Origin of the sequence: Streptomyces sindenensis (genome assembly GCF_014649035.1) — a bacterium.
Lineage (GTDB): Bacteria > Actinomycetota > Actinomycetes > Streptomycetales > Streptomycetaceae > Streptomyces > Streptomyces sindenensis.
On the sequence record NZ_BMSG01000001.1, the window covers coordinates 581,571 to 604,275 of the forward strand.

The following is a 22,705-nucleotide window of genomic DNA, read 5'->3' on the forward strand; positions in this document are numbered from 1 at the left end:
GTATGACGACTGCACTGATCACAGGCGCGACGGCGGGTATCGGGGCCGCGTTCGCACGGCGGCTCGCGGCCCAGGGCCACAACCTGGTGCTGGTGGCCCGGGACACCGCGCGGCTGCGCGAGCAGGCCACGGAACTGCACGACCGGCACGGCATCGAGGCCGAGGTGCTGCGCGCCGATCTGTCCACGGACGGCGGTATCGAGGCGGTCGAGAAGCGGCTCGCGGACCGCACGCACCCGATCGATCTGCTGGTCAACAACGCCGGGTTCGGCAACAAGGGGCGCTTCCTGGAGGTGTCCATGGCCGATGAGCTGACGATGCTGAAGGTGCACTGCGAGGCGGTCCTGCGGCTGACCTCGGCGGCGGTCGCCGGGATGCGGGAACGGGGCCGGGGCGGGGTCGTCAACGTGGCGTCCGTCGCCGCGTTCGTGCCGCGCGGTACGTACGGGGCGTCGAAGGCGTGGGTCGTGCAGTTCACCCAGGGCGCGGCGCGCGATCTCGCCGGGTCGGGGGTGCGGCTGATGGCGCTGTGCCCCGGGTTCGTGCGGACGGAGTTCCACGAGCGGGCCGGGATGGGCACGGGCAACATCCCGAACTGGATGTGGCTCGACGCGGACAAGCTGGTGGCCTCGGCGCTGACGGATCTGAGCCGGGGGAAGACGGTGTCGGTCCCGGACCCGCGCTACAAGGCGCTGATGGGTCTGGTCAAGGTGGCCCCGCGCGGGCTGCTCGGCGGGGTCACCTCGCGGACGGGGCGCAAGTACGGCCCGCAGTAGGGCGGTAGGGCAGTCGCGGTACGGAGTCGCTCCGCCCCCTCCCGCGCCCGGCCGGCCTGTGGTCGCATGACCGCCCGTTGCCGAGGGTTCGATCCTTTCTGCTCCAGGGGCTGTCTCCGTGCGCGAAGGTGCTGCTGAACGTCATGACCGGCTGCTGAACCTGGTGCGCGAACGCGGCACCGTACGCGTCTGCGACTTGGCGGACCGGCTCGGCGTCGCCACCGTCACCGCCCGGCGCGACGTCGAGGCGCCGGCCTCCCGGAGGATCTGGCGCGCATGGCCTGGAAGCGACGCCCGGAACGCACCGAGGCCCGGTGCCCCCGCGACGGGGGCACCGGGCCTCGGTGGCGTACCAGCAGGTACTAGTGGGAGTGGCCGTGGCCGCCGTGACCGGCGTCGGCCTCTTCCTCGGCCGGCTTCTCGACGACCAGGGTCTCGGTCGTGAGCAGCAGCGACGCGATGGACGCGGCGTTCTCCAGGGCGGAGCGGGTGACCTTGACCGGGTCGATGACGCCGGCCTTGACCAGGTCGCCGTACTCGCCGGTGGCGGCGTTGAAGCCCTGGCCCTTGTCGAGCTCGGCGACCTTGGAGGTGATGACGTAACCCTCCAGGCCGGCGTTCTCGGCGATCCAGCGCAGCGGCTCGACGGCGGCGCGGCGGACGACCGCGACACCGGTGGCCTCGTCGCCGGTCTTGCCGAGGTTGCCCTCCAGGACCTTCACGGCGTGGACGAGGGAGGAGCCACCGCCGGAGACGATGCCCTCCTCGACCGCGGCGCGGGTGGCGGAGATGGCGTCCTCCAGGCGGTGCTTCTTCTCCTTCAGCTCCACCTCGGTGGCGGCGCCGACGCGGATGACGCACACGCCGCCGGCCAGCTTCGCGAGGCGCTCCTGGAGCTTCTCGCGGTCCCAGTCGGAGTCCGTGGTCTCGATCTCGGCCTTGATCTGGTTGACGCGGCCCTTGACGTCCTCGGCGTTGCCGCCGCCGTCGACGATGGTCGTGTCGTCCTTGGAGACGGTGACGCGGCGGGCGGTGCCGAGCACGTCCAGACCGGCCTGGTCGAGCTTGAGGCCGACCTCCTCGGCGATGACGGTCGCACCGGTGAGGGTGGCGATGTCACCGAGCATGGCCTTGCGGCGGTCGCCGAAGCCCGGGGCCTTCACCGCGACGGCGTTGAAGGTGCCGCGGATCTTGTTGACGACGAGGGTGGAGAGCGCCTCGCCCTCGACGTCCTCGGCGATGATCAGGAGCGGCTTGGAGCCACCGGCCTGGATGACCTTCTCCAGGAGCGGGAGCAGCTCCTGGATGGCGCCGATCTTGCCCTGGTGGATCAGGATGTACGGGTCGTCGAGGACGGCCTCCATACGCTCCTGGTCGGTCACCATGTACGGGGACAGGTAGCCCTTGTCGAAGGCCATGCCCTCGGTGAACTCCAGGTCCAGACCGAAGGTGTTGGACTCCTCGACGGTGATGACACCGTCCTTGCCGACCTTGTCCATCGCGTCCGCGATGAGCTCGCCGACCTGCGGGTCCTGCGCGGAGAGCGCGGCCACGGCGGCGATGTCGGCCTTGTCGTCGATCGGGCGGGCCGTGGCGAGCAGCTCCTCGGAGACGGCCTTGACGGCGGCGTCGATGCCCTTCTTCAGGGCGGCCGGGGAGGCGCCGGCGGCGACGTTGCGCAGACCCTCGCGGACGAGCGCCTGGGCCAGGACGGTCGCGGTGGTGGTGCCGTCACCCGCTACGTCGTTGGTCTTGGTCGCCACCTCCTTGACGAGCTGGGCGCCGAGGTTCTCGTACGCGTCGTCGAGCTCGACCTCGCGCGCGATGGTGACACCGTCGTTGGTGATGGTGGGGGCGCCGAACTTCTTGTCGATGACGACGTTGCGGCCCTTGGGGCCGATCGTCACCTTGACCGTGTCGGCAAGCTTGTTGACGCCGCGCTCAAGGGCGCGACGGGCGTCCTCGTCGAACTTCAGAATCTTCGCCATGGGCTGTATCCCTCTCAAAACGAACTGCGCCCCTCGCCGCCCGGCTAGTTATTTCGCTGGGGGCCAGGGGCGCAGAACACAAGCAAACGTGGGTGAATTACTTCTCGACGATCGCGAGGACGTCGCGGGCCGAGAGGACGAGGTACTCCTCGCCGTTGTACTTCACCTCGGTGCCGCCGTACTTGCTGTACAGGACGACGTCGCCGGTCTTGACGTCGAGCGGAAGCCGCTCGCCGTTCTCGAAGCGGCCCGGGCCCACGGCGAGGACGACGCCCTCCTGGGGCTTCTCCTTCGCGGTGTCCGGAATGACCAGGCCGGAAGCCGTGGTCTGCTCGGCGTCGAGCGGCTGGACCACAATGCGGTCCTCGAGCGGCTTGATCGCAACCTTGGAGCTGGTGGTCGACACGATCCGGTCTCCCCCTTCGGAGATCTCACGGGGTTTAACAGTCTGTGGGTGGCGACCGAACCGATCCGTCGTCGCGGGTGCCGGACCTGTCCCTGTCGCGCAGAGTGATGCTGGCACTCTCCAGGGGGGAGTGCCAGACCCGAGACTATGACCGCGATTAGCACTCGGTCAAGCGGAGTGCCAATTCACCACCCGCGCGCCGTCTCGATCGGGGCTCCGTCGGATCACCGTCCGGACAACGTGGGAGCGGAGCTTCGCGTTCCGTACGACGGTACGGAGATGACGCACTCCGAGAGCCGGCTGCCGGGGCGAGCGGGGGCGACAGCGACGAGTGCGCGCGCAGCGGAGGCTGAGCGCGCACTCGGGACGGGTACGGGGAAGGACGGGTCAGACGTAGTCCTCCAGCTTCGCCACCGCGTACCCCTTGTCCGTGATGGTCTTCATGACGCGGCGGATCATGTCGGGCATGGAGCCCTTCCAGTCGTCCTTGCCCCGGAAGTGGGTGAGGACGATGTCGCCGGGGTGCAGGTCCCGGTCCCACTCGCGCCATTCCATGCGGTCGGGGAAGGCCTCGGCGGACCACAGGGGTACGGCGGTGATCCCGCAGGACTTGGCGACGACGAGGGTGTCGCGGTTGTAGTTGCCGTAGGGCGGGCGGAAGAGGGTGGGGCGCTTGCCGTAGTTCTTGAGGATCTTCTCCTGCTGGCCGCAGATCTCCCGCTTCTGCTCGGCGTAGGAGAGGCCGGGCAGATAGCGGTGGTTGAGGGTGTGGTTGCTGATGGTCACCCCGCGCCGCTGCATCTCCTTGAAGTAGCCGTAGTCGTCGTTGATGACGTAGTCGCTGACGAACGCGCTGTACGGGAGGGAGAGTTCGGTCATCATCCGCAGCAGCTCGGGGTCCTTCTCCGCCCCGTCGTCCATCGTCAGGAAGACGATCTTCTCCTTGGTCGGGACGGTGGTGAAGACCGGCGGCAGCCCCTTGTCGTTGCGGACCTCGAAGCCCTTGCGGGTGGTGATGAGCGGCTTGGTCTTCGGCGGCTCGGGGGCCGCGAGCGGGGTCTTGGCCAGCCCCCACTTCTTCGCCGCGACGGCCCGTGCGGCCTGCTTCTTCCTGACCGTCTCGGCGTACGTGTCCCGGGCCCGGGCGGGCCCGGCCTGCGGGGCCGCCTCGCCCGACCGGCCCGCGGCGGGCTTCGCGGGTGCGCCGGCAGCGCCCGTGCCGCCGCCGTCCGGCTCCGCCGCGCATCCGGAGGCGACGGCGGCGGCCAGCAGGGCCGCCAGCACGACGACGCCCGATCTGTGCCAGTTTCCGGCTGATTTTTCGTTTTGTCGTACTAGCTGCATGGCGCCGCATCCTGCCAGCCGCCCACCCGGGTGCCCTTTCCGACACCCGAGCGGACCGGCGCCGTCCCCCGGGCGGCCCACAGGGACCCGGCGCGCCCGGCCTGGCCCACAATGGACCGGGTGAACGCAACGACCCCCTCCGCTTCCTCGGCCGACGACCCCGCCCGCGCCGCCTTCGCCGCGCTGCGCACCCCCGAGGGCGAACAGCTGCTGGCCGAACTGCGCGACCACGACCCGGCCGACGAGCTGGCCACCGCGACCCGGCTGCGCCGCACGCACCCGGCGGAGCTGGTGTCGGCGGCGCTCGGCCAGGCCCGGCTGCGGCAGCGGGCGGTCGCCAAGTTCGGGGCCGAGGACGCGTACCGGATGTACTTCACGCCCAACGGGGTCGAGCAGGCCACCCGCACCTCGGTCGCCGCCCACCGCTCCGCCCGGTTCGCCGGGCTCGGCGTGCGGAGCGTGGCGGACCTGTGCTGCGGCATCGGCGGCGACGCGATCGCGCTGGCCCGCGCCGGGATCTCCGTGCTCGCCGTGGACCGCGACCCGCTGACGGCCGAGGTGGCCCGCGCCAACGCCGAGGCGCTGGGGCTCGGGGAGCTGATCGAGGTGCGGTGCGCCGATGTCACGGAGATCGACACCGCTCCGTACGACGCGGTCTTCGTGGACCCGGCGCGGCGCGGCCCACGAGGAGGGGCCGCGCGCAGCGCGTCGGGCAGGGGCGGTGGCCGGGCGACGGGCGGGCGGATCTTCGATCCGGAGGCGTACTCACCGCCGCTGTCCTGGGCCACGGCCGCCGCGCTGAAGGCCCCTCGCGCGGCGCTGAAGATCGCCCCGGGCATCCCGCACGAGGCGATCGGTCCGGAGGCGGAGGCCGAGTGGATCTCGGACGGCGGGGATGTGAAGGAGGCGGTGCTCTGGTACGGGGAGGGCTTCGCGCCGGGCGCCTTCCGGGCGACGCTGCTGCCGTCCGGGGCGACCCTGAGCGCCCCGGCCCCGCTGCCGGCCCCACCGGTGGGCCCGGTCGGACGCTATCTGTACGAGCCGGACGGCGCGGTGATCCGGGCCCATCTGGTCGCGGACCTCGTGGAGCGGTGCCGCGGGCGGCTGGTGGACGAGACGATCGCGTACATCACGAGCGACGAGCCGTACTCCTCGCCGTACGTCGCCGGGTACGAGATCACCGACGAGCTGCCCTTCAGCATGAAGCGGCTGAAGGCGCTGCTGCGGGAACGCCGGGTCGGCGTGCTGACCGTCAAGAAGCGGGGGTCGGCGGTGGAACCGGAGGAGCTGCGGCGCCGGATGAAGCTGAGTGGTCCGAACGCGGCGACGGTGTTCCTGACCCGGGTCGCGGGTGCCCCGACGATGCTGATCGGCCACCCGCTGGGCTGACCGGTACGGACCCGGTCGCCGTGCCCGTACCGCTGCCGCCGCCCATCAGCACGCGCACCACCCAGCGGCGGTGGGCGAGCGCGGTCACCCCGCCGACCAGCGCCGTCAGCCAGGCGACCATGCCGACGCCCATCACCAGGGCGACCAGACCGTACGTCTCCCGCCCCGGCCGTGCGCTCGCGGGCCCGATGACGCAGAGGGCGAGGCCCGCGGCGCCCAGGACGAACGACAGCAGCAGCCAGGCCAGGCTCGTCCCGGGCATCCGCAGCCGCCGGTCGCGCTCCGGGTCGCGGTCCAGCGCGCCCCACACGTCGAGCAGCACGCGGACCTTCCGGTCCCGGGAGACGGCGACGCAGGCGAAGGCGACCGCCGGGACGAGGACCCCGAAGCCGATGACCAGGACGACGACTCCGCCGATGGCACTGAAGAAGTCGCCTTCCTGCTCGAAGACGACGAGCCCCGAGCCCACCAGGCTCCAGCCGGTCGCGGCGAGCGCCGCCCACATCCACAGCAGCCCGAGCCGCCCCGGCCCCACGTGCATCCTCACCAGCTCGCCCAGGACCACCGCCCGGTCGGCGAGCAGCGCCTCGCGGTCGGGCCAGGACCGGATCTCGACGGGCGGAGGGGGAGGCGGGAGCGGGGCACGGCGTGGCATGCGCGGAACACTACCGATCCGGCCCCGGGGTCCGGACTGCCGGTCAGGCGTCGCGCAGGGCCTGGATGTCCAGCTTGCCCATGCCGAGCATCGCCTTCATCGCCCGGCCCGCCTTCGCCGGGTCCGGGTCGGCCAGCAGACGCGGCAGCTCGTTCGGCACGATCTGCCAGGACACCCCGAACTTGTCCTTGAGCCAGCCGCACCGGCCCTCCTCGCCGCCCTCGGAGAGCGCCTCCCAGAACCGGTCCACCTCGGCCTGGTCGGCGCAGTCGACGGAGAGCGAGATCGCCTCGGTGAAGGGGAACTGCGGGCCGCCGTTGAGCGCCGTGCAGTCCTGCCCGGCGAGCCGGAACGCCACGGTGAGCACCGAGCCCTTCCGGCCGGGGGCCTCGTCGCCGTAGTACGTGATGTCCAGGATCCGGGAGTCACCGCCGAAGATCGCGACGTAGTGCTCGGCCGCCTCCTCGGCCTGACCGTCGAACCAGAGACAGGGGGTGATCTTCTGCATGACCTTCACCTCTTCGGGCCTCCACGACGTCCGGGCCGGGCGGTCCGGACGTCGTGGAAGGTAGACCGGGCCCGCCGCCCGAACTCATCGGAGACGCGACGGGGTCCCGCGCCTCACCCCACCGCTTCGAACCGCCACCGGTGCACGGCCCGGGTGATCAGGCCGGCGTCGGGCTCGGGGAGTTCGGGGAGGTCGTCCCCGTACGAGGCGTTCGGCCACCAGGTCATCACGAGCACCCGGTCCTGCGGGGCGCGCAGGAGCTCGCGGCGGGCGGGCTCGCCGGGCAGCTCGGCGGAGCGGGCGCGGGCCCACTCCAGGAGTTCGGCGCCCCGGCCCTCGGTGGCGCGGGCCTCCCACATCAGGACGATGGTCGCGTCGCCGCTCATGAGTACAGGTTGTCCTTGCTGATCTCGTGCACGTGGTCGTGGTCGTGCGCGTGCGCGTGCGCGTGGGTGTGCGCGGCTCCCGGCACGTGCGGTTCCGTCACCGGCAGCGAGGAGTCGGCCGACAGCTCCAGGTCGGAGGGGAGCCGGTTGCGGGCGACCATCTCCGCGCCGAGCGCCGCGACCATCGCCCCGTTGTCGGTGCAGAGCTTCGGGCGGGGCACCCGCAGCCGGATGCCGGCCCGCTCGCAGCGTTCCTCGGCCAGCGCCCGCAGCCGGGAGTTGGCCGCGACGCCGCCGCCGATCATCAGGTGGTCGACGCCCTCGTCCTTGCAGGCCCGCACGGCCTTTCGGGTGAGCACGTCCACCACGGCCTCCTGGAAGGACGCCGCCACATCCCGTACGGGCACCTCCTCGCCCGCCGCGCGCTTCGCCTCGATCCAGCGCGCCACGGACGTCTTCAGTCCGGAGAAGGAGAAGTCGTAGGGGGCGTCGCGGGGGCCGGTCAGACCGCGCGGGAACGCGATGGCCTTCGGGTCGCCCTCGCGGGCCAGCCGGTCGATGACGGGGCCGCCGGGGAAGCCGAGGTCCAGGACGCGGGCGATCTTGTCGAAGGCCTCGCCCGCCGCGTCGTCGATCGTCGCGCCGAGCGGGCGGACGTCGGCGGTGATGTCGGGGGCCAGGAGCAGGGAGGAGTGGCCGCCGCTGACCAGCAGGGCCATCGTCGGCTCGGGCAGCGGGCCGTGCTCCAGCTGGTCGACGCAGATGTGCGAGGCGAGGTGGTTGACCCCGTAGAGCGGCTTGCCGAGGGCGTACGCGTAGGCCTTGGCGGCCGAGACGCCGACGAGCAGGGCTCCGGCGAGCCCGGGTCCGGAGGTGACGGCGATCCCGTCGAGGTCGCGGGCGCTGACGCCCGCCTCCTTCAGGGCCCGCTCGATGGTGGGGACCATCGCCTCCAGATGGGCGCGGGAGGCGATCTCGGGGACGACGCCGCCGAAGCGGGCGTGGGTGTCGACGCTGGAGGCGACGGCGTCGGCGAGCAGGGTCGTGCCGCGCACGATGCCCACGCCGGTCTCGTCGCAGGAGGTCTCGATGCCGAGTACGAGGGGTTCGTCGGCAGCCATCATTCAGTCCCGGTCTCTGGAGCGTTGTCCGCTACGTGTTCGTGCAGGGTGAGGCGCATGACCAGGGCGTCGATGTTCCCCGGTTGGTAGTAGCCGCGCCGGAAGCCGATGGGCTCGAAGCCGAAGCGCTCGTACAGCTTCTGCGCGCGGGTGTTGTCGACCCGCACCTCCAGCAGCACGGTGGCGCACTCGAAGGCGGTCGCGGCCTTCAGCAGATCGGTGAGGAGTTCGGAGCCGAGGCCGGTGCCCCAGGCCTCGCGGCTGACCGCGATGGTCTGGACGTCGGAGAGGTCGCCGAGGGCGGCGAGCCCCGCGTAGCCGACGATACGCCCGGTGGCGGGCTCCTCGGCGACGACGTAGTGGCGGGTGGCGCCGGGGCCGCGGGCGTGGGCCAGCTCGGACCAGAACATGCCGGGCGACCAGGCGTCGTCCGGGAACAGCGCGTGTTCGAGCTCCAGCACCGGTTCGATGTCCCACCAGCGCATCTCGCGCAGGGCGGCGGTGGTGGCGGCGCTCACTTGGGGGTGACCACCTTGTAGTTCTTCGGGACCTGGGCGTCGGGCCGGCGCAGGTAGAGCGGCTGCGGCTCCCGGAGCTCCCGCCCGGCGGCGAGACGCTCGGCGGCGAGCGCGGCGAGCGCCCCGGCACTGACGTGCTCGGGGCCGCGCGCGTCCGGGAAGGACTCCGGGTAGAGCCTCGCGCCCGCGCCGACGACGGGGAGCCCCGCGACGGCCCGGGCGATGTCGGCGGGCCGGTCGACGGCGGGCTCACCCGTACGGGTGCGGGCGTTCTCGTACCGCGCCCAGTACACCTCCTTGCGGCGGGCGTCCGTCGCCACGACGAAGGGGCCTTCCAGGCCGTCCCGCCCCGCGGCGTACGCGATCCCGTCCAGGGTGCACAGGCCGTGGACCGGGACGGAGAGGGCCGAGCCGAAGGTGGCGGCGGTGACCAGGCCGACGCGCAGTCCGGTGTACGGGCCGGGGCCGACGCCGACGACCACGCCCGTCACGGCGTCGAGCTTCGTCCCGGCCTCGGCGAGGACCCGGTCGACGGCGGGGAGCAGCAGCTCCCCGTGCCTGCGGGCGTCGACCTGCCCGAAGGAGGCGATGACGGACGTACCGTCGTGCAGGGCGACGGTCACGGCGGGTGTGGCGGTATCCATGGCGAGCAAGAGCACAGCAAACAGCCTACGGCTCCGCCGACGGCGTTACGGCGCCCGTACGGCGTCCCGGCCCGCGCCCGTGCTGCTGCTACCGTCACCGGGTATCCGCGGGTACGACGTAAACGCTTGTACGACATGCGGCAGACGGCCGCCGAAAGGGGAGTTCAGGTGGCAAGGAGCAGCTCGGGAATCGTGGCCGGGCTCACCGCCGCGGCGGTCGCCGCGGTCGCCTTCCTCGCTTACCAGGCCTCGGCCAACGCCCCCGACTCGGTGGCCTCCTCGCCGGGCCCGACGACCTCCGCGACGGCCCCGGTCAAGCCCTCCGCCAAGCCGAAGCCGGTCGACCCGCTGGCGGTACCGGCGGCCTCCGGCAAGGGCGAGCGCGTGGTGTACGCGCTGAAGGACCGCCGGGTGTGGCTGGTGAACGAGGACGACAAGCCGATCCGCACCTTCTCGGTCATGCCGAGCCCCGTCAGCCCGCCGCCCGGGGTCCACCGGGTCACGTCGCGCTCGGGCACGGTCCGGGGCTCGGACGGCGTGCCGATCGAGCACGTGGTCCGTTTCGCGAACGTGGACAACGTGGCGATCGGCTTCAGCGCCGCCCAGGACGGTTCGATGGCCAGCCCGGACCCGGCGTCGAAGACCGGGGGCGTACGGATGAAGCGCGCGGACGGCAACGCGATGTGGACCTTCGCGACGGTCGGCGCGAAGGTCGTCGTCGTCCCGTAGTCGCTGAACGGGGGCCGCGCCCCAGGACGGCCGGTTTCAGGCCGCGTGGCGCCGGACGGCGCCCGGGTGGCCGCCGCCCCCGTCCCGGTCCGTCGCGTCGGACGCTTCGCGGGCGTCCGTGGTGTCGCTCGGCGGGGTGGAGACCGCGGTGGCCGCGGCGCACGAGTCCAGCAGGTCTCTCATCGACAGGACGGACGGGGCGGACGTGCGCGGCTGCGGTCGCGCTGCGCGCTCGGGCGTCGGCATGGATGCCTCCTGGGGGCTCCGGTGGAGGGCGTGGTTAGGTAAGCCTAACTACACCTCTTACCCATGTGACCATGACCACGGTCTCCCACGCAACAATTTACCGACGCCCTGTCGGGAAGGCCACCCCCGGGGCGTTACGCCAGCGCCTCCCGCAGCCCCGCCCAGCGCGCCCCGATGCCCACCAGGGTCACCTCGCGCCGTTCGTCGTCCGTGTCGCCGGTCGCGCGGTCGATGAGGACCCGCAGCCGGTCCTCCGAAAGCTCCTCGACCTTGCCGTCGCCCCACTCCACGACCACCACCGACTCCGGCAGCGACACGTCCAGGTCCAGGTCCTCCATCTCGTCGAGCCCGCCGCCCAGGCGGTACGCGTCGACGTGGACCAGGGCGGGGCCCTGGACCAGCGAGGGGTGGACGCGGGCGATGACGAAGGTGGGCGAGGTGACCGCGCCGCGCACGCCGAGCCCTTCGCCGAGGCCCCGGGTCAGGGTCGTCTTACCAGCGCCCAGCTCGCCGGTGAGCATCACCAGGTCGCCGGGGGCCAGCACCCCGGCCAGGCGGCGGCCGAGGTCCTGCATCTGTTCGGGGGAGGTGACGGTGAGCGTCACGGTGACGGCCTCGGGCAGGGCCCCGGCGGCGTCGGGAACGGTCGTCCCGGTGGGCTCGGCAGCGGTCTCAGTGGCCGGGCTGTTGTGCGGTGCTTCCATGTCCGCCAACGTTAGCGGCCGGCACCGTTCCGCTGCGTACGAGCAGATCGGCCAGCCGGTCCGTGACGGTCTCCGGGTGCTCCAGCATCACCAGGTGCCCGGCGTCCGGCACGATCACCAGCTCGGCGTCGGGCAGGGCGTCCGCGATGGCCTCGCTGTGCGAGCTGGGCGTCACCAGGTCCTTGTCCCCGGCCAGGATCAGCACGGGCACGTCCCGGAACCCGGGCAGCGCACCGCTCTTGTCGTGCTCCGTGAACGCCGGGTAGAACTCGGCGACCACGTCGATCGGGGTGGCCTCGATCAGCCGCTCCGCGAACCGGGCCACCGCCGGGTCCACGTCCTTCGAGCCGAACGAATACCGCTTGATCAGCCCGGCGAAGAGGTCCGCGGTGGCCCGCCGCCCCTTCTCCACCAGCTCCGCCTGCGAGCCGAGCGCCCTGAGCACGCCCGGCAGCACCCGGCGCACCGCGTTCACGCCCGCCACCGGCAGCCCGAAGTCGACCTCGGCGAGCTTGCCGCCGGAGGTGCCGATCAGGGCGACGGCGGCGACCCGGTCCCGGATCAGCGCCGGGTACTGGTCGGCCAGCGCCATCATCGTCATGCCGCCCATCGAGTGCCCGGCCAGCACCACCGGGCCCTCGGGGGCCGCCGCGTCGATGACCGCCTTCAGATCGCGGCCGAGCTGGTCGATGCCGACCGGCACCCCGTCCGCCTGGGACCGCCCGCGCCCGGAGCGGCCGTGGCTGCGCTGGTCCCAGTAGACGGCGCGGACGAGGCCGCGCAGGGCGGCCCGCTGGAAGTGCCAGGAGTCCTGGCCGAGGCAGTAGCCGTGGCTGAAGACGACGGTCACCGGGGCGGGGGCCTTGCGCCCGAAGAGCCGGCGGCGGCGGGTGCCGGAGGAGGCGCTCTCGTCGGCCGTCGTCGGCGCGGCCTCCACCTCGTCGACCTCGTAGTACAGCTCGGTGCCGTCGTCGGCGACCGCCCGCCCCGGGGTGCCGCGCAGCGATCCGTAGGGCCCGGTCGCGTCCAGCGCGAGGCGCGCCTTCTTGCGCATGCCGCGCCCGACGGTGAGCCGCTCGACGGCGACCCCGGCCGCCGCACCCGCGGCGAGGACCCCTATCGCGGCCCCGGCGATCCCGGCCCGCCGCCAGCCCGCCGTACCGGCCGCGCCGGCCGCGTTCGCGGTCGCGGCCACCACGGCCTCCGCGCTGCTCTCGCTCACCGCGGCACGCCTCCGGTCAGCTCGTCGGCCGTCTCGTTCACGTACACGCGGGGCACCCGGACGCCGATGCGGGTGACGATCTCGTACGCGATGGTCCCGGCGGCCTCCGCCCAGTCCTGCGCGGTCGGCTCGCCCCGGTCGCCCGGCCCGAACAGCACCGCTTCCGCGCCCGCCTCGGGCCGGTCGCCTTCGAGGTCGACGACGAACTGGTCCATGGCGACCCGGCCCGCGACCGTGCGCACCTTCCCGCCGACGAGGACGGGCCCGCTGCCGGACGCGTGGCGCGGGACGCCGTCCGCGTAGCCGACGGGGATCAGGCCGAGAGTGGTCTCGGCGGGAGTCGTGTAGTGGTGGCCGTAGCTGACGCCGTGTCCGGCCGGGGCGTCCTTCACCAGGGCGACGGCCGCGGCGAGCGTCATCACGGGGCGCAGCCCCAGCTCGGCGGACGTGCCCAGTTCGGGGGCGGGCGAGATGCCGTACATCGCGATGCCGGTCCGTACGAGGTCGAAGTGCGCCTCGGGGATCGTGAGCGTGGCCGGGGAGTTGGCCAGGTGCCGCACCTCGGGCTCCACGCCCTCCTTCTCGGCGTACGCCACCATGTCGCGGTAGACGGCGAGCTGGGCGGCGATCGAGGGGTGGCCGGGCTCGTCGGCGCAGGCGAAGTGGGACCACAGTCCGGTGACCTTCAGGCGTCCGGCCCGTTCGGCGGCCAGCGCCTCGGTGACCAGCCCGGACCAGTCGGCGGGCTGGCAGCCGCCCCGGCCGAGGCCGGTGTCGGCCTTGAGCTGGACGCGGGCGGGGCGTCCCGCCGCCCCGGCGGCGGCGACGACCTCGCGCAGCGCCCACAGGCCGCCGACCGACACGTCGATGTCGGCCTCGATCGCCTCGCGCCAGGGCCCGCCGGGCGTCCACAGCCAGCACATGATCCGGCCGTCGAGTCCGGCCGCCCGCAGCGCGAGCGCCTCGTGCGGGGTCGCGGTGCCGAGCCAGGTCGCCCCGGCCGCCCGCGCGGCCCGGGCGCAGGGCACCGCGCCGTGCCCGTACCCGTCGGACTTCACGACGGCCATGAGCTGCGCACCGGCCGCCCGCTCGCGCAGGGCGCGCACATTGGCGCGCAGCGCGGCGAGGTCGATCTCGGCACGGGCTCTCAGGGACGCTGTCTCGTTCATCGCGCCCAGTCTCTCAGAGGCCCCGGCCGCCTCCCCGGCAGCGCACGCCGGTATCCGGACTTATGTACGTTTCATCACATGCTCCAGATGGTCGACCAGCACGGGCACATGGCTGTCCTCGACGTCCTTGGCGGCGGTGATCAGGGTGACGGGCCCGCCGTCCCGCACGAGCCCCACCAGCCGCTCGACCGCCTCCGTGTGCGCCGAATCGTCCAGCTCGGTGCGGTAGCGCCCGACGAACTCCTCGTGCCGGTCCGCGCGGTCGTGGTGGTACCACGAGCGCAGCTCGTCGGAGGGCGTGATGTCCTTGAGCCACACGTCGATGGCGGCCCGCTCCTTGGAGACGCCCCGGGGCCAGAGCCGGTCGACCAGCACCCGGGTGCCGTCGGCGTCCTCGACCGGGTCGTACGCCCTGCGTACGCGTACGGCTTCACTCACGACCGGAACCGCCCTTCCTCCGCCGAGCCTTCTCGGGCCTCCACCCTCTCCCCGCCTCACCCCGCCCGCACGTCGCGCCAGGCCGCCGGGATGCCGTCGGCGACGTCCTGCGCGGAGACCGGGGCCCCGTCGGAGCCGTGCCGGGCGGCGAGTCCGTGCAGATAGGCGCCGACGGACGCGGCGTCGCGCGGGGCGAGCCCGGCCGCGAGCAGGGATCCGGTGAGACCGGAGAGGACGTCGCCGCTGCCCGCCGTGGCGAGCCAGGACGTGCCGGTCGGGTTGACCCGTACGGGGGTGTCGCGGGCCTCCGCGATGAGGGTGGTGGAGCCCTTGAGGAGCACGGTGGCGCGGTAGCGGGCGGCCAGTTCGCGCACGGCGGTGAGCCGCCCGGACTCGACCTCCTCGCGGGCCGTGCCGAGCAGCGCGGCGGCCTCCCCGGCGTGCGGGGTGAGGACGGTCGGGGCGGTCCGGGTCCGTACGGCCCCGGCGTCCAGCAGCCGCAGCCCGTCCGCGTCGACGAGCACGGGCACGTCGGCGGCCAGCACATCGGCGACGGCGGCCTCCGCGCCCCGCCCGTCGCCGAGCCCCGGCCCGACCACCCATGCCTGCACCCGCCCGGCCTTCGACGGCGGCCCGGCGTGCACCAGCGCCTCGGGGAACCGGGCGATCACCGCGTCCGCGCCCGGTCCGACGTACCGCACGGCCCCGGCCCCGCCGCGCAGCGCGCCCGCGACGGCCAGGACGGCGGCGCCCGGGTAGCGCTCGGACCCGGCGACGACGCCGACGACGCCGCGCCGGTACTTGTCGCTCTCCGCGCCCGGCACCGGCAGCAGCGCGGCCACGTCCGCGTACTGGAGCGCCTCCAGGTCCGGCGGCTCCGGCAGCTCGGGCCCGAGCCCGATGTCCACCAGCCGCAGGGCGCCCGCGTGTTCGGCGGCCGGGTCGATCAGGAGGCCCGGCTTGTACGTCCCGAAGGTGACGGTGGCGTCCGCCCGGACGGCCTCGCCGTGCACCTCCCCGGTGTCGGCCTCGACCCCGCTCGGCAGGTCGACGGAGATCACAGGCGTACGGTCCCGGGTCACCGCGTGCACCAGTTCGGTGGCGTCCTCGCGCAGCCCGCCGCGGCCACCGATCCCGGTGATGCCGTCCACGACGAGGTCGAGCACGCCGAGCCCGTCCGGCCCGTCGACGACCTGTCCCCCGGCCGCGCGGAACGCGGCGAGCCCGCCGGGGTGGGCCCGGTCGGGGGCGAGCAGCAGGGCCCGCACGCCCGCGCCCCGGCGGGCCAGGCGGGCGCCCGCGTGGAGCGCGTCGCCGCCGTTGTCGCCGCTCCCGACGAGGAGCAGGACCCGGGACCCGTACACCCGCCCGTTGCGCCGCAGCAGATCGCCGCAGGCGGCGGCGAGCCCGGCGGCGGCGCGCTGCATCAGGGCGCCCTCGGGCAGGCGTTGCATGAGGGCGGCCTCGGCGGCCCGTACGGTCTCCACGCTGTAGGCACGTCGCATGGGTCCAACCCTCCGCGATCCCGGGGCGGGACGCCAGCGCCGTGGGGCGTGGCGGGGCTCATCGGTGCGGGCGCTCACCCGTCGGCGAGGGCGACGGCCGAGGCGTCGCAACGCGGCGACGGCACCGGATCCGCGCCGCCCCGCACGCTGTGGCGGGTGCGCCCGGGCGCTCTCACCCCTCCGCGATCACCACCGCCGACGCCACCCCCGCGTCGTGGCTGAGCGAGACGTGCCAGCCGCGTACGCCGAGCTCGGCGGCGCGGGCCGCCACCGTGCCGCTGACCCGCAGCCGGGGCTGCCCGCTCTCCTCGACCCAGACCTCCGCGTCGCTCCAGAGCAGCCCGCCCGGTGCGCCGAGCGCCTTGGCCAGGGCCTCCTTCGCGGCGAACCGGGCGGCGAGCGAGGCGATCCCGCGCCGCTCGCCGCTCGGCAGCGTCAGCTCGCCGCCGACGAAGAGCCGGTCGGCCAGCTGGGGCGTACGCTCCAGCGCGGCGCCGAACCGCTCGATCTCGGCCACGTCGATGCCGACCCCAATGATCACGGCCCCCACCCTCGTTCGCTCACTCGCTCACTCCACGGTCACGGACTTCGCCAGGTTGCGCGGCTGGTCCACTTCGTTGCCGCGGGCCGTCGCGAGCTCGCAGGCGAAGACCTGGAGCGGCACCGTGGCGACCAGCGGCTGAAGCAGCGTAGGCGTTGCGGGGACGGTGATGAGGTGGTCGGCGTACGGGACGACGGCGTCGTCGCCCTCCTCGGCGACGACGATCGTGAGCGCGCCCCGGGCCCGGATCTCCTGGATGTTGGAGACGATCTTGTCGTGCAGGACGGAACGCCCGCGCGGCGAGGGGACGATGACGACGACCGGGAGGCCCTCCTCGATGAGCGCGATGGGCCCGTGCTTGAGCTCTCCCGCCGCGAACCCCTCGGCGTGCATGTAGGCGAGTTCCTTGAGCTTGAGCGCGCCTTCGAGGGCGACCGGGTAGCCGACGTGCCGGCCGACGAAGAGGACGGTGTCGTGGTGGGCGAGGGAGCGGGCCAGTTCGCGGACGGGCTCCATGGTGGTGAGGACGCTCTCGACCTCGGCGGAGATCGCGGAGAGCTGACGCACCACCGTACGGATCTCGTCGCCCCACTTCGTGCCGCGCACCTGGCCGAGGTAGAGGGCGACGAGGTAGCAGGCGACGAGCTGGGTGAGGAAGGCCTTGGTGGAGGCGACGGCGACTTCGGGTCCGGCGTGGGTGTAGAGCACGGCGTCGGATTCGCGCGGGATCGTCGAGCCGTTGGTGTTGCAGATGGCGAGCACCTTCGCGCCCTGTTCGCTGGCGTGCCGCAGGGCCATCAGGGTGTCCATGGTCTCGCCGGACTGGGAGATGGCGACGACGAGGGTGCGCTGGTCGAGGATCGGGTCGCGGTAGCGGAACTCGCTGGCCAGCTCGGTCTCGCAGGGCAGCCGGGTCCAGTGCTCGATGGCGTACTTGGCGATCATTCCGGCGTGGAACGCGGTCCCGCAGGCGACGATGACGACCTTGTCGATCTCGCGGAGTTCGACGTCCGGGATACGGACCTCGTCGAGGTGGAGCGCGCCCTCGCCGTCGACCCGGCCGAGGAGGGTGTCGGCGACGGCCTGGGGCTGGTCGGCGATCTCCTTGAGCATGAAGGAGGCGTAGCCGGCCTTCTCCGCGGCGGAGGCGTCCCAGTCGACGTGGTAGTCCCGCACGTCCGCCGGCTCCCCGTCGAACCCGGTGACGGCGACGCCCTCGGGGCTCAGCTCGACGACCTGGTCCTGGCCCAGTTCGATGGCGTCGCGGGTGTGGGCGATGAAGGCGGCGACGTCGGAGGCGAGGAACCACTCGTCCTGCCCGACGCCCACGACGAGCGGTGAGTTGCGCCGCGCGCCGACGACGACGTCCGGCTGGTCCGCGTGCACGGCGACGAGGGTGAAGGCCCCCTCCAGCCGCCGGCACACCTGCCGCATGGCGTCCGCGAGGTCCCCGCCCGCCGAGAAGGCCTCGGCCAGCAGATGCCCGACGACCTCGGTGTCCGTCTCCGACTCCAGGGTGTGCCCGCGCCCGGTCAGCTCGCGCCGCAGGGCGGCGAAGTTCTCGATGATCCCGTTGTGCACGACGGCGACCCGGCCCGCGTTGTCCAGATGCGGATGGGCGTTGACGTCGGTGGGCGCCCCGTGCGTCGCCCACCGGGTGTGCCCGATCCCGGCCCGCCCGGCGGGCAGCGGCCGGTCGCCCAGCTCCTTCTCCAGATTGACGAGCTTGCCCGCCTTCTTCGCGGCGGCGAGCCCACCGTCCGCGAGAACGGCGACACCTGCCGAGTCGTAGCCCCGGTATTCGAGGCGCTTGAGTCCCGCCACGACGACGTCCTGAGCCGACTGCGTACCGACATAACCCACGATTCCGCACATAGCGGCACCATAAGGCCGGAGGCGGCTCGCGGGAGGAATGTTGGCCACATACAATTTCTTGTACACACTCCACATGAGGCTGGACGCACGATGGGAGGGACGGACATGTCGGTGACCCAGATCGACATAGACGATGAAGCTCTGGAGCGGGCGATGGCCCTGTCCAAGGCCCGCACGAAGAAGGAGACCGTCAACATCGCCCTGCGCTTCTACGCGGAGCAGCAGGAGCGGGCGGCACGCATCGGCCGCCACTTCGACCGCGCGCGCACCTGGGACGCGGTCGAGGACGCCGAGCGGCGGCACCGGGCGGAGAAGGACGGGCAGTGATCTACCTGCTCGACACGTCCGGCCTCGTTCGGCTGCTCTCCGACCCCGCCCTCCAAGCGGCGTGGTCCGACGCGATCGAGGCCGGGACGGTCGCCTCCTGCTATCCGCAGCGGGCGGAGTTCCTTTACGGCGCGCGGAACGCGCGCGAGTACGACGAGATCGTGGAGATGTTCACCGACCTCTACCCGGACGTTTCCGTGCCGAAGAGCGCGGGGCGCTGGATCACGTCGGTCCAGCACCGCATGGCGCGTGCCGGGCAGCATCGCAGCGCCTCCGCGGTGGACCTGATCATCGCGGCCACAGCGGCCCACCACGGGCTGACGGTCCTTCATGACGACCTCGACTACCGCACGGTCGCCCGGCACGCCCCGGACCTCGGCGAGCACAGCGTCCACGACGTGGCGTGAGACTCCGGTGCGGGCCCCCGGGGGGTCCCGCACCGGAGTGGGGCCGGCCTCACCCCGTCAGGAGCAGTACTGCGCCTCCTTGCCGATCGACCGGTACATGCAGTCCGCGTTCTCGATCAGTTGCAGCACCGCGTCCCGGTTGCGGGAGGTCTCCCGTTCGATGACCTCGTCGGGCGGGTAGAAGCCGCCGCCCCAGGACGAGCTCGGATACATCTCGAAGGTGTAGCCGAAGATCCTCTGCGAGCCCCACAGCCAGTCGTCGATCGACCCGTCGGTGATGTACAGGTCGCTGGACTGCTCGGCGGTGTAGCCGTTGCTCGCCGCCATCTTCCGGCCGACGGCCGCGAACGCGTTGCGGTCGTCGGCGGTCATACCGGGGGCGGTGTCGTTGTACGTGTAGCCGAAGGGCCACAGCACCAGTTCGCTGTACGTGTGGAAGTCGATGGCCGCCGTGATCTGCTGCTTCCCGCCGACCACCCGGCTGCGCACGAAGTCCGCCACGACCTTCGTCTCGGGCGCGGACTCGGCGGACCGGCCGCGGTAGGTGTCCGAGGACGGGCTGGAGGAGGAGCCGCCGCAGCAGCCCCACTTGTAGGCCCAGTTGCGGTTGAGGTCGGTGCCGATCGCGCTGGAGCCGGAGTTGGGCTGCCGGTTCTTGCGCCAGCTGCGGTACGAGCCGGAGGCGATGTCGTACTCGCCGCCGTCCGGGTTCATGTCCGGCACGATCCACAGCTCGCGGCCGTTGACGGCCTGCGTGATCCGGGAGTCGCTCCCGTAGCCGGCCGCGAACTCGCGCAGCAGGTACAGGGACATCTCGACGGTCAGGTGCTCACGGGCGTGCTGGTGGGCGGTGAACAGCACCTCCGGTTCGGCCTCGTCGGTGCCGACGTTGTCGCTGACCTTGACCGCGATGATGTCCCGGCCCTGGTACGTCTTGCCGATGACCCGCTTGCTCATGATCGAGGGGTTCGCGGCGATGCGGGCGTCGATCGCCGCCGTCATCTCGGCGTAGTTGTGGTAGCGGGAGTCGGCGGGCGGGAAGTCCTGCACGCCGACGCCGTCCGCCCCGTGGGCGTGCGCATGCGCGTCGGGCGCGGGCAGGGCCTGAAGGACGTGACCGCGCGCCCGGAGCTTCCTGGCCTGGGCGGCGTCCGCGGTGATCACGACGCCGTGGTCGTGCACCTCGTCGATCGAGACGCCCGCGCGGGCGATGTCGGTCCGGGCGGCGGGGGTGGTGCGCCCGGCGATCTCGTACTGGAGCACCCGCTCGTCGGCGGCGACGGCCGCGTTCGGGGCGGAGGGCTCGGCGGTGGCCACGGCGGTCGCGGGGGCCGCGAGACCGAGGGCGAGCAGAACGGCTAGGGCGGCGTTGCGCCGGATCCTCGCGGGCCGGGTTCTCGGCCGGGAGGTCCGTGGGGTGACGAGTCGCATGCTGGCATCTCCTGGGTCCGTCGGGGTGGGGGGGTGGAGCTGTGCGACGGGCACAGAATGGAGCCATGTCATGAGCGGGTCAAGACAGGACTTCCGGCCATGATTCACCCGGACGGTCCGGACGCCGCGTCATCCTGCCGCCCGCACACCCCCAGGCCGCACCAGCGGCGCCGGCCGCCCGCGTCGAGGAACAGCCACCCGCAGCCCTTCCCCGGGCAGGCGCGGACGGTGAGGCGGCGGGGGTCGGCGAGCAGGTCCGCGGCGCGCTGGGCCACGGCGTGCAGCGGCAGCCTCAGTCCGGAGTCCGGGGGCGGGCTCCAGCGCCCGAGGCCGTCCTCGCCCCGGACGAAGACGGCGTGGCGCATGGCCTCCTGGACGACCTCGGCGACCCGGGCAAAGGCCTCGTCACGGCCGACGGTCCCGTCACGCTCCGCCCCCTCCACGAGGCACGCGTACAACGCCTCCCGGAACTCCCGCGCCCCCTCCAGCACCGCGCTCGCCTCCGCCGGCCGCTCCTGCGCCCTCCGCAGCAGCCGGGTGACCGTGCGGTCGTCGAGGAGGTCCAGGTGCCCGGCCCAGACCGCGAACGTGCGGTAGCCGCGCAGCCACTCCGAGCCGGGCAGCCTCGCGCCGCCCCACCCGGCGTAGGTGTTGCAGAACTCCAGGGCGGGGCCCCCGCCGGTGTTCCAGGGCAGCCACTCCCCGCGCACCCGCACGGCGTACGTGGGCGCCTCGGCCCGCCGCAGCGCCGGGTCGTCCCGGCGCACCCGGTCGTACAGGGCCCGCAGGTCACGCCCCGGCTCGGCGTCGAAGGCGGACCGCAGGGTGCCGCACACGGACCGGTAGAGGCGCAGCGCGTCGGCGGACCGCCCGCTGCGGTGCAGGGCGAGCATGCTGTCCGCGACGAGGCGTTCGCGTTCGGGGTGCTCCTCGGCCAGCGGCGGCAGTTCGGCGGCGACCCGCTCGTGCCGCCCCAGGGAGAGCAGAAGCCGGGCGTGTTCCTCCGCCGCCGACAGCCGCAGCCCGGCGAGCCGTTGGCCGATCCGGTCGCGCAGGGCGGCGTCCGCGACGTCCGCGAGCAGTTCGCCCCGCCACCACGCCAGCGCCCGGTCGTAGTGGCGCACCCGCTCCTCCTCGTCCACGGCCGTCGCGGCCTCCCGTACGCCGTCCTCGAAGGCCCGGGTGTCGATCACGTGCCCGTCGGGGCGCAGGAGATAGCCGTCGTCGCGCGTCTCGACGTGTACGCCGTCGGGCCCGAGGGCGGCTCGCAGCCTGCCGATGTACGTGTGCACGGTGGACCGGGCTCCGGCCGGAGCCTCCCCGTTCCAGAGCAGGTCGATGAGCCGCCCGGTCGGCACGGCCCGGCCCGCCTCCAGGACGAGGACCGCCAGCAGACACCGTTCCTGACGACGGAGACCGGCGAGCACCGGGCGGCCTCGGTGGAGGGCGGCGAACGGTCCGAGCAACTGGAATTCCATCGGGAAAGCATCCGGCCGCGCCCGCCCCCGGGGCCACCCCTGGAAGGCGGCTCCATGGGCCCGCGCCTCCAGCTCCACCGGATTCGGCCCGAGGGTCGGCCGGCACGCAACGGACTCCACAACTGCCGTGCACTTCCCCACGCGCAGGGGCTGGAACGAGTACCGGAGGAGGTTCATGGTGGCGGACTCGGTGAGCGTCACGGCGTCAGTTCGCGTCGACAGGCAGGGCCGACCGCGCTCGGAGGCTCCCGTGGTGAGCGTTTGGTGAGCGCCCCGGCAGATCATCGTCGGGCGGGCCGTGACCTCGGCCCGCCGGACGGACGATCGGGGAGTTCTCATGCGTAAAAGCGTTCTCGGCACGGCTGGTACGGCTCTCGGCACGGCGTGCGTGACCGTGCTGGCACTCGGACTGGCCACGGCCCCCGCGACGGCGGCCCCGCCCGCCGGCCCCACCGCCACCGCCCAGGGCCCCGGCTGGGAGCCGGCCCCCTCCGCCCCCTGGGACGTCCCGGCGGGCGAGCGGTGCGCGTTCCCGGTCAACGGTGAGCCGATCGTGGACGAGGTGGTCAGCCGCGAACTGCCCCCGCCCGCCGAGGACGTGACCCGGACCGCCTACCAGGGCGATCTCGTGATCCGGGTGACGAACAAGGAGACCGGAGCCCACTACGACGCCGACGTGAGCGGCACCGCGCTGGTCGACGTGTACGCCTCGGGGGCCCAGTTCTGGCGGGTGCTCGGCCCGGTCCTGGTCGGTGTGGGCGAGGGGAACCTGGCCCGGGGCCTGTACGTCGTCGACGGCGCGTACACGATCGCCATCAGCCCCACCGGCACCAAGACCGTGGCCGGTCCGGCGGCCAGGACGGACAGCATCTGCGCCCGGATCGACTGATGCGCGGCT

General features: G+C 73.2%; 24 protein-coding genes and 1 pseudogene. 7 read left to right on the top strand and 18 right to left on the bottom strand.

All coding sequences use genetic code 11. The annotated features are described in order from the left end of the window. Positions 1–2: 2 nt before the first annotated feature. Positions 3–776 carry an SDR family NAD(P)-dependent oxidoreductase gene (locus IE145_RS02545; RefSeq protein WP_189518374.1) on the top strand — a complete coding sequence of 258 codons (774 nt, stop codon included), beginning with the start codon at positions 3–5 and terminating at the stop codon, positions 774–776. A gap of 118 nt (positions 777–894) precedes the next feature. After that, positions 895–1,122: pseudogene (locus tag IE145_RS02550) on the top strand (DeoR family transcriptional regulator); the annotation flags it as partial. Between the two features lie 16 nt (positions 1,123–1,138). Here the strand turns inward: IE145_RS02550 and groL are convergent. The 3 genes from groL to IE145_RS02565 all read right to left on the bottom strand — a co-directional run bounded on the left by groL (position 1,139) and on the right by IE145_RS02565 (position 4,514). Next, entirely contained in the window at positions 1,139–2,764 is a 1,626-nt protein-coding gene (gene groL, locus IE145_RS02555; protein ID WP_189518376.1) for a chaperonin GroEL, read from the bottom strand. Between the two features lie 97 nt (positions 2,765–2,861). Beyond that, complete coding sequence (groES, locus tag IE145_RS02560; RefSeq protein ID WP_003966899.1) at positions 2,862–3,170, bottom strand: co-chaperone GroES; 309 nt, start codon at positions 3,168–3,170, stop codon at positions 2,862–2,864. A gap of 387 nt (positions 3,171–3,557) precedes the next feature. Next, positions 3,558–4,514: a polysaccharide deacetylase family protein gene (locus IE145_RS02565; protein WP_189518378.1), complete on the bottom strand. Its 957-nt coding sequence runs from the start codon at positions 4,512–4,514 to the stop codon at positions 3,558–3,560. Positions 4,515–4,625: 111 nt separating this feature from the next. On the opposite strand from IE145_RS02565, the gene IE145_RS02570 reads away from it, so the two are divergent. After that, entirely contained in the window at positions 4,626–5,903 is a 1,278-nt protein-coding gene (locus IE145_RS02570) for a class I SAM-dependent methyltransferase (protein ID WP_189518380.1), read from the top strand. A 698-nt stretch (positions 5,904–6,601) separates the two neighbouring features. Here the strand turns inward: IE145_RS02570 and IE145_RS02580 are convergent. The 5 genes from IE145_RS02580 to tsaB all read right to left on the bottom strand — a co-directional run bounded on the left by IE145_RS02580 (position 6,602) and on the right by tsaB (position 9,735). Continuing rightward, entirely contained in the window at positions 6,602–7,066 is a 465-nt protein-coding gene (locus tag IE145_RS02580; RefSeq protein WP_189518382.1) for a VOC family protein, read from the bottom strand. Positions 7,067–7,179: 113 nt separating this feature from the next. Next, positions 7,180–7,452, bottom strand: coding sequence for a hypothetical protein (locus tag IE145_RS02585; RefSeq protein ID WP_189518384.1), 273 nt, complete (start codon positions 7,450–7,452; stop codon positions 7,180–7,182). Then, positions 7,449–8,573: a tRNA (adenosine(37)-N6)-threonylcarbamoyltransferase complex transferase subunit TsaD gene (gene tsaD / locus IE145_RS02590; protein WP_189518637.1), complete on the bottom strand. Its 1,125-nt coding sequence runs from the start codon at positions 8,571–8,573 to the stop codon at positions 7,449–7,451. Before tsaD ends, IE145_RS02585 begins: the two co-directional genes overlap by 4 nt. Continuing rightward, entirely contained in the window at positions 8,573–9,091 is a 519-nt protein-coding gene (gene rimI, locus IE145_RS02595; protein WP_229825218.1) for a ribosomal protein S18-alanine N-acetyltransferase, read from the bottom strand. The genes tsaD and rimI overlap by 1 nt, the downstream gene beginning before the upstream one ends. Next, entirely contained in the window at positions 9,088–9,735 is a 648-nt protein-coding gene (tsaB, locus tag IE145_RS02600; RefSeq protein ID WP_189518639.1) for a tRNA (adenosine(37)-N6)-threonylcarbamoyltransferase complex dimerization subunit type 1 TsaB, read from the bottom strand. Before tsaB ends, rimI begins: the two co-directional genes overlap by 4 nt. Positions 9,736–9,870: 135 nt before the next feature. On the opposite strand from tsaB, the gene IE145_RS02605 reads away from it, so the two are divergent. Further along, a complete protein-coding gene (locus IE145_RS02605) occupies positions 9,871–10,464 on the top strand; it encodes a hypothetical protein (protein WP_189518386.1) in 594 nt (197 codons plus the stop codon). A gap of 36 nt (positions 10,465–10,500) precedes the next feature. On the opposite strand, the gene IE145_RS02610 is transcribed toward IE145_RS02605, so the two are convergent. From IE145_RS02610 to glmS, 8 genes are all read right to left on the bottom strand, one after another. Continuing rightward, positions 10,501–10,710 carry a hypothetical protein gene (locus tag IE145_RS02610; RefSeq protein WP_189518388.1) on the bottom strand — a complete coding sequence of 70 codons (210 nt, stop codon included), beginning with the start codon at positions 10,708–10,710 and terminating at the stop codon, positions 10,501–10,503. A gap of 134 nt (positions 10,711–10,844) precedes the next feature. Further along, positions 10,845–11,414, bottom strand: a complete 570-nt coding sequence (gene tsaE / locus IE145_RS02615; RefSeq protein ID WP_189518393.1) for a tRNA (adenosine(37)-N6)-threonylcarbamoyltransferase complex ATPase subunit type 1 TsaE — start codon at positions 11,412–11,414, stop codon at positions 10,845–10,847. Further along, positions 11,383–12,636, bottom strand: coding sequence for an alpha/beta fold hydrolase (locus tag IE145_RS02620; protein WP_189518395.1), 1,254 nt, complete (start codon positions 12,634–12,636; stop codon positions 11,383–11,385). Before IE145_RS02620 ends, tsaE begins: the two co-directional genes overlap by 32 nt. Continuing rightward, positions 12,633–13,805, bottom strand: a complete 1,173-nt coding sequence (gene alr, locus IE145_RS02625; RefSeq protein ID WP_189518396.1) for an alanine racemase — start codon at positions 13,803–13,805, stop codon at positions 12,633–12,635. The genes IE145_RS02620 and alr overlap by 4 nt, the downstream gene beginning before the upstream one ends. A 60-nt stretch (positions 13,806–13,865) precedes the next feature. Beyond that, entirely contained in the window at positions 13,866–14,243 is a 378-nt protein-coding gene (locus tag IE145_RS02630) for a DUF488 domain-containing protein (RefSeq protein ID WP_189518399.1), read from the bottom strand. A 56-nt stretch (positions 14,244–14,299) separates the two neighbouring features. Next, positions 14,300–15,748: an NAD(P)H-hydrate dehydratase gene (locus IE145_RS02635; RefSeq protein ID WP_189518401.1), complete on the bottom strand. Its 1,449-nt coding sequence runs from the start codon at positions 15,746–15,748 to the stop codon at positions 14,300–14,302. A 172-nt stretch (positions 15,749–15,920) separates the two neighbouring features. Continuing rightward, positions 15,921–16,289, bottom strand: coding sequence for a holo-ACP synthase (locus IE145_RS02640; protein WP_189518403.1), 369 nt, complete (start codon positions 16,287–16,289; stop codon positions 15,921–15,923). Positions 16,290–16,316: 27 nt separating this feature from the next. Continuing rightward, the gene (gene glmS / locus IE145_RS02645) at positions 16,317–18,164 is read right to left on the bottom strand and encodes a glutamine--fructose-6-phosphate transaminase (isomerizing) (RefSeq protein ID WP_189518405.1); all 1,848 of its coding nucleotides are present in this window, start codon (positions 18,162–18,164) and stop codon (positions 16,317–16,319) included. 105 nt (positions 18,165–18,269) lie between these two features. Here glmS and IE145_RS02650 point away from each other — a divergent pair, with 105 nt between their 5' ends. Continuing rightward, positions 18,270–18,491 (top strand): type II toxin-antitoxin system VapB family antitoxin, encoded by a 222-nt coding sequence (locus IE145_RS02650; protein ID WP_189518407.1) that lies wholly within the window; start codon positions 18,270–18,272, stop codon positions 18,489–18,491. Continuing rightward, the gene (locus IE145_RS02655; RefSeq protein ID WP_189518413.1) at positions 18,488–18,898 is read left to right on the top strand and encodes a PIN domain-containing protein; all 411 of its coding nucleotides are present in this window, start codon (positions 18,488–18,490) and stop codon (positions 18,896–18,898) included. The genes IE145_RS02650 and IE145_RS02655 overlap by 4 nt, the downstream gene beginning before the upstream one ends. 57 nt (positions 18,899–18,955) lie before the next feature. On the opposite strand, the gene IE145_RS02660 is transcribed toward IE145_RS02655, so the two are convergent. Continuing rightward, the gene (locus tag IE145_RS02660; RefSeq protein ID WP_189518415.1) at positions 18,956–20,329 is read right to left on the bottom strand and encodes a M14 family metallopeptidase; all 1,374 of its coding nucleotides are present in this window, start codon (positions 20,327–20,329) and stop codon (positions 18,956–18,958) included. A 104-nt stretch (positions 20,330–20,433) separates the two neighbouring features. Next, positions 20,434–21,807: a BTAD domain-containing putative transcriptional regulator gene (locus IE145_RS02665; RefSeq protein ID WP_189518416.1), complete on the bottom strand. Its 1,374-nt coding sequence runs from the start codon at positions 21,805–21,807 to the stop codon at positions 20,434–20,436. A 337-nt stretch (positions 21,808–22,144) separates the two neighbouring features. Here IE145_RS02665 and IE145_RS02670 point away from each other — a divergent pair, with 337 nt between their 5' ends. Continuing rightward, positions 22,145–22,696, top strand: coding sequence for a hypothetical protein (locus IE145_RS02670; protein WP_189518418.1), 552 nt, complete (start codon positions 22,145–22,147; stop codon positions 22,694–22,696). Positions 22,697–22,705: the final 9 nt, after the last annotated feature.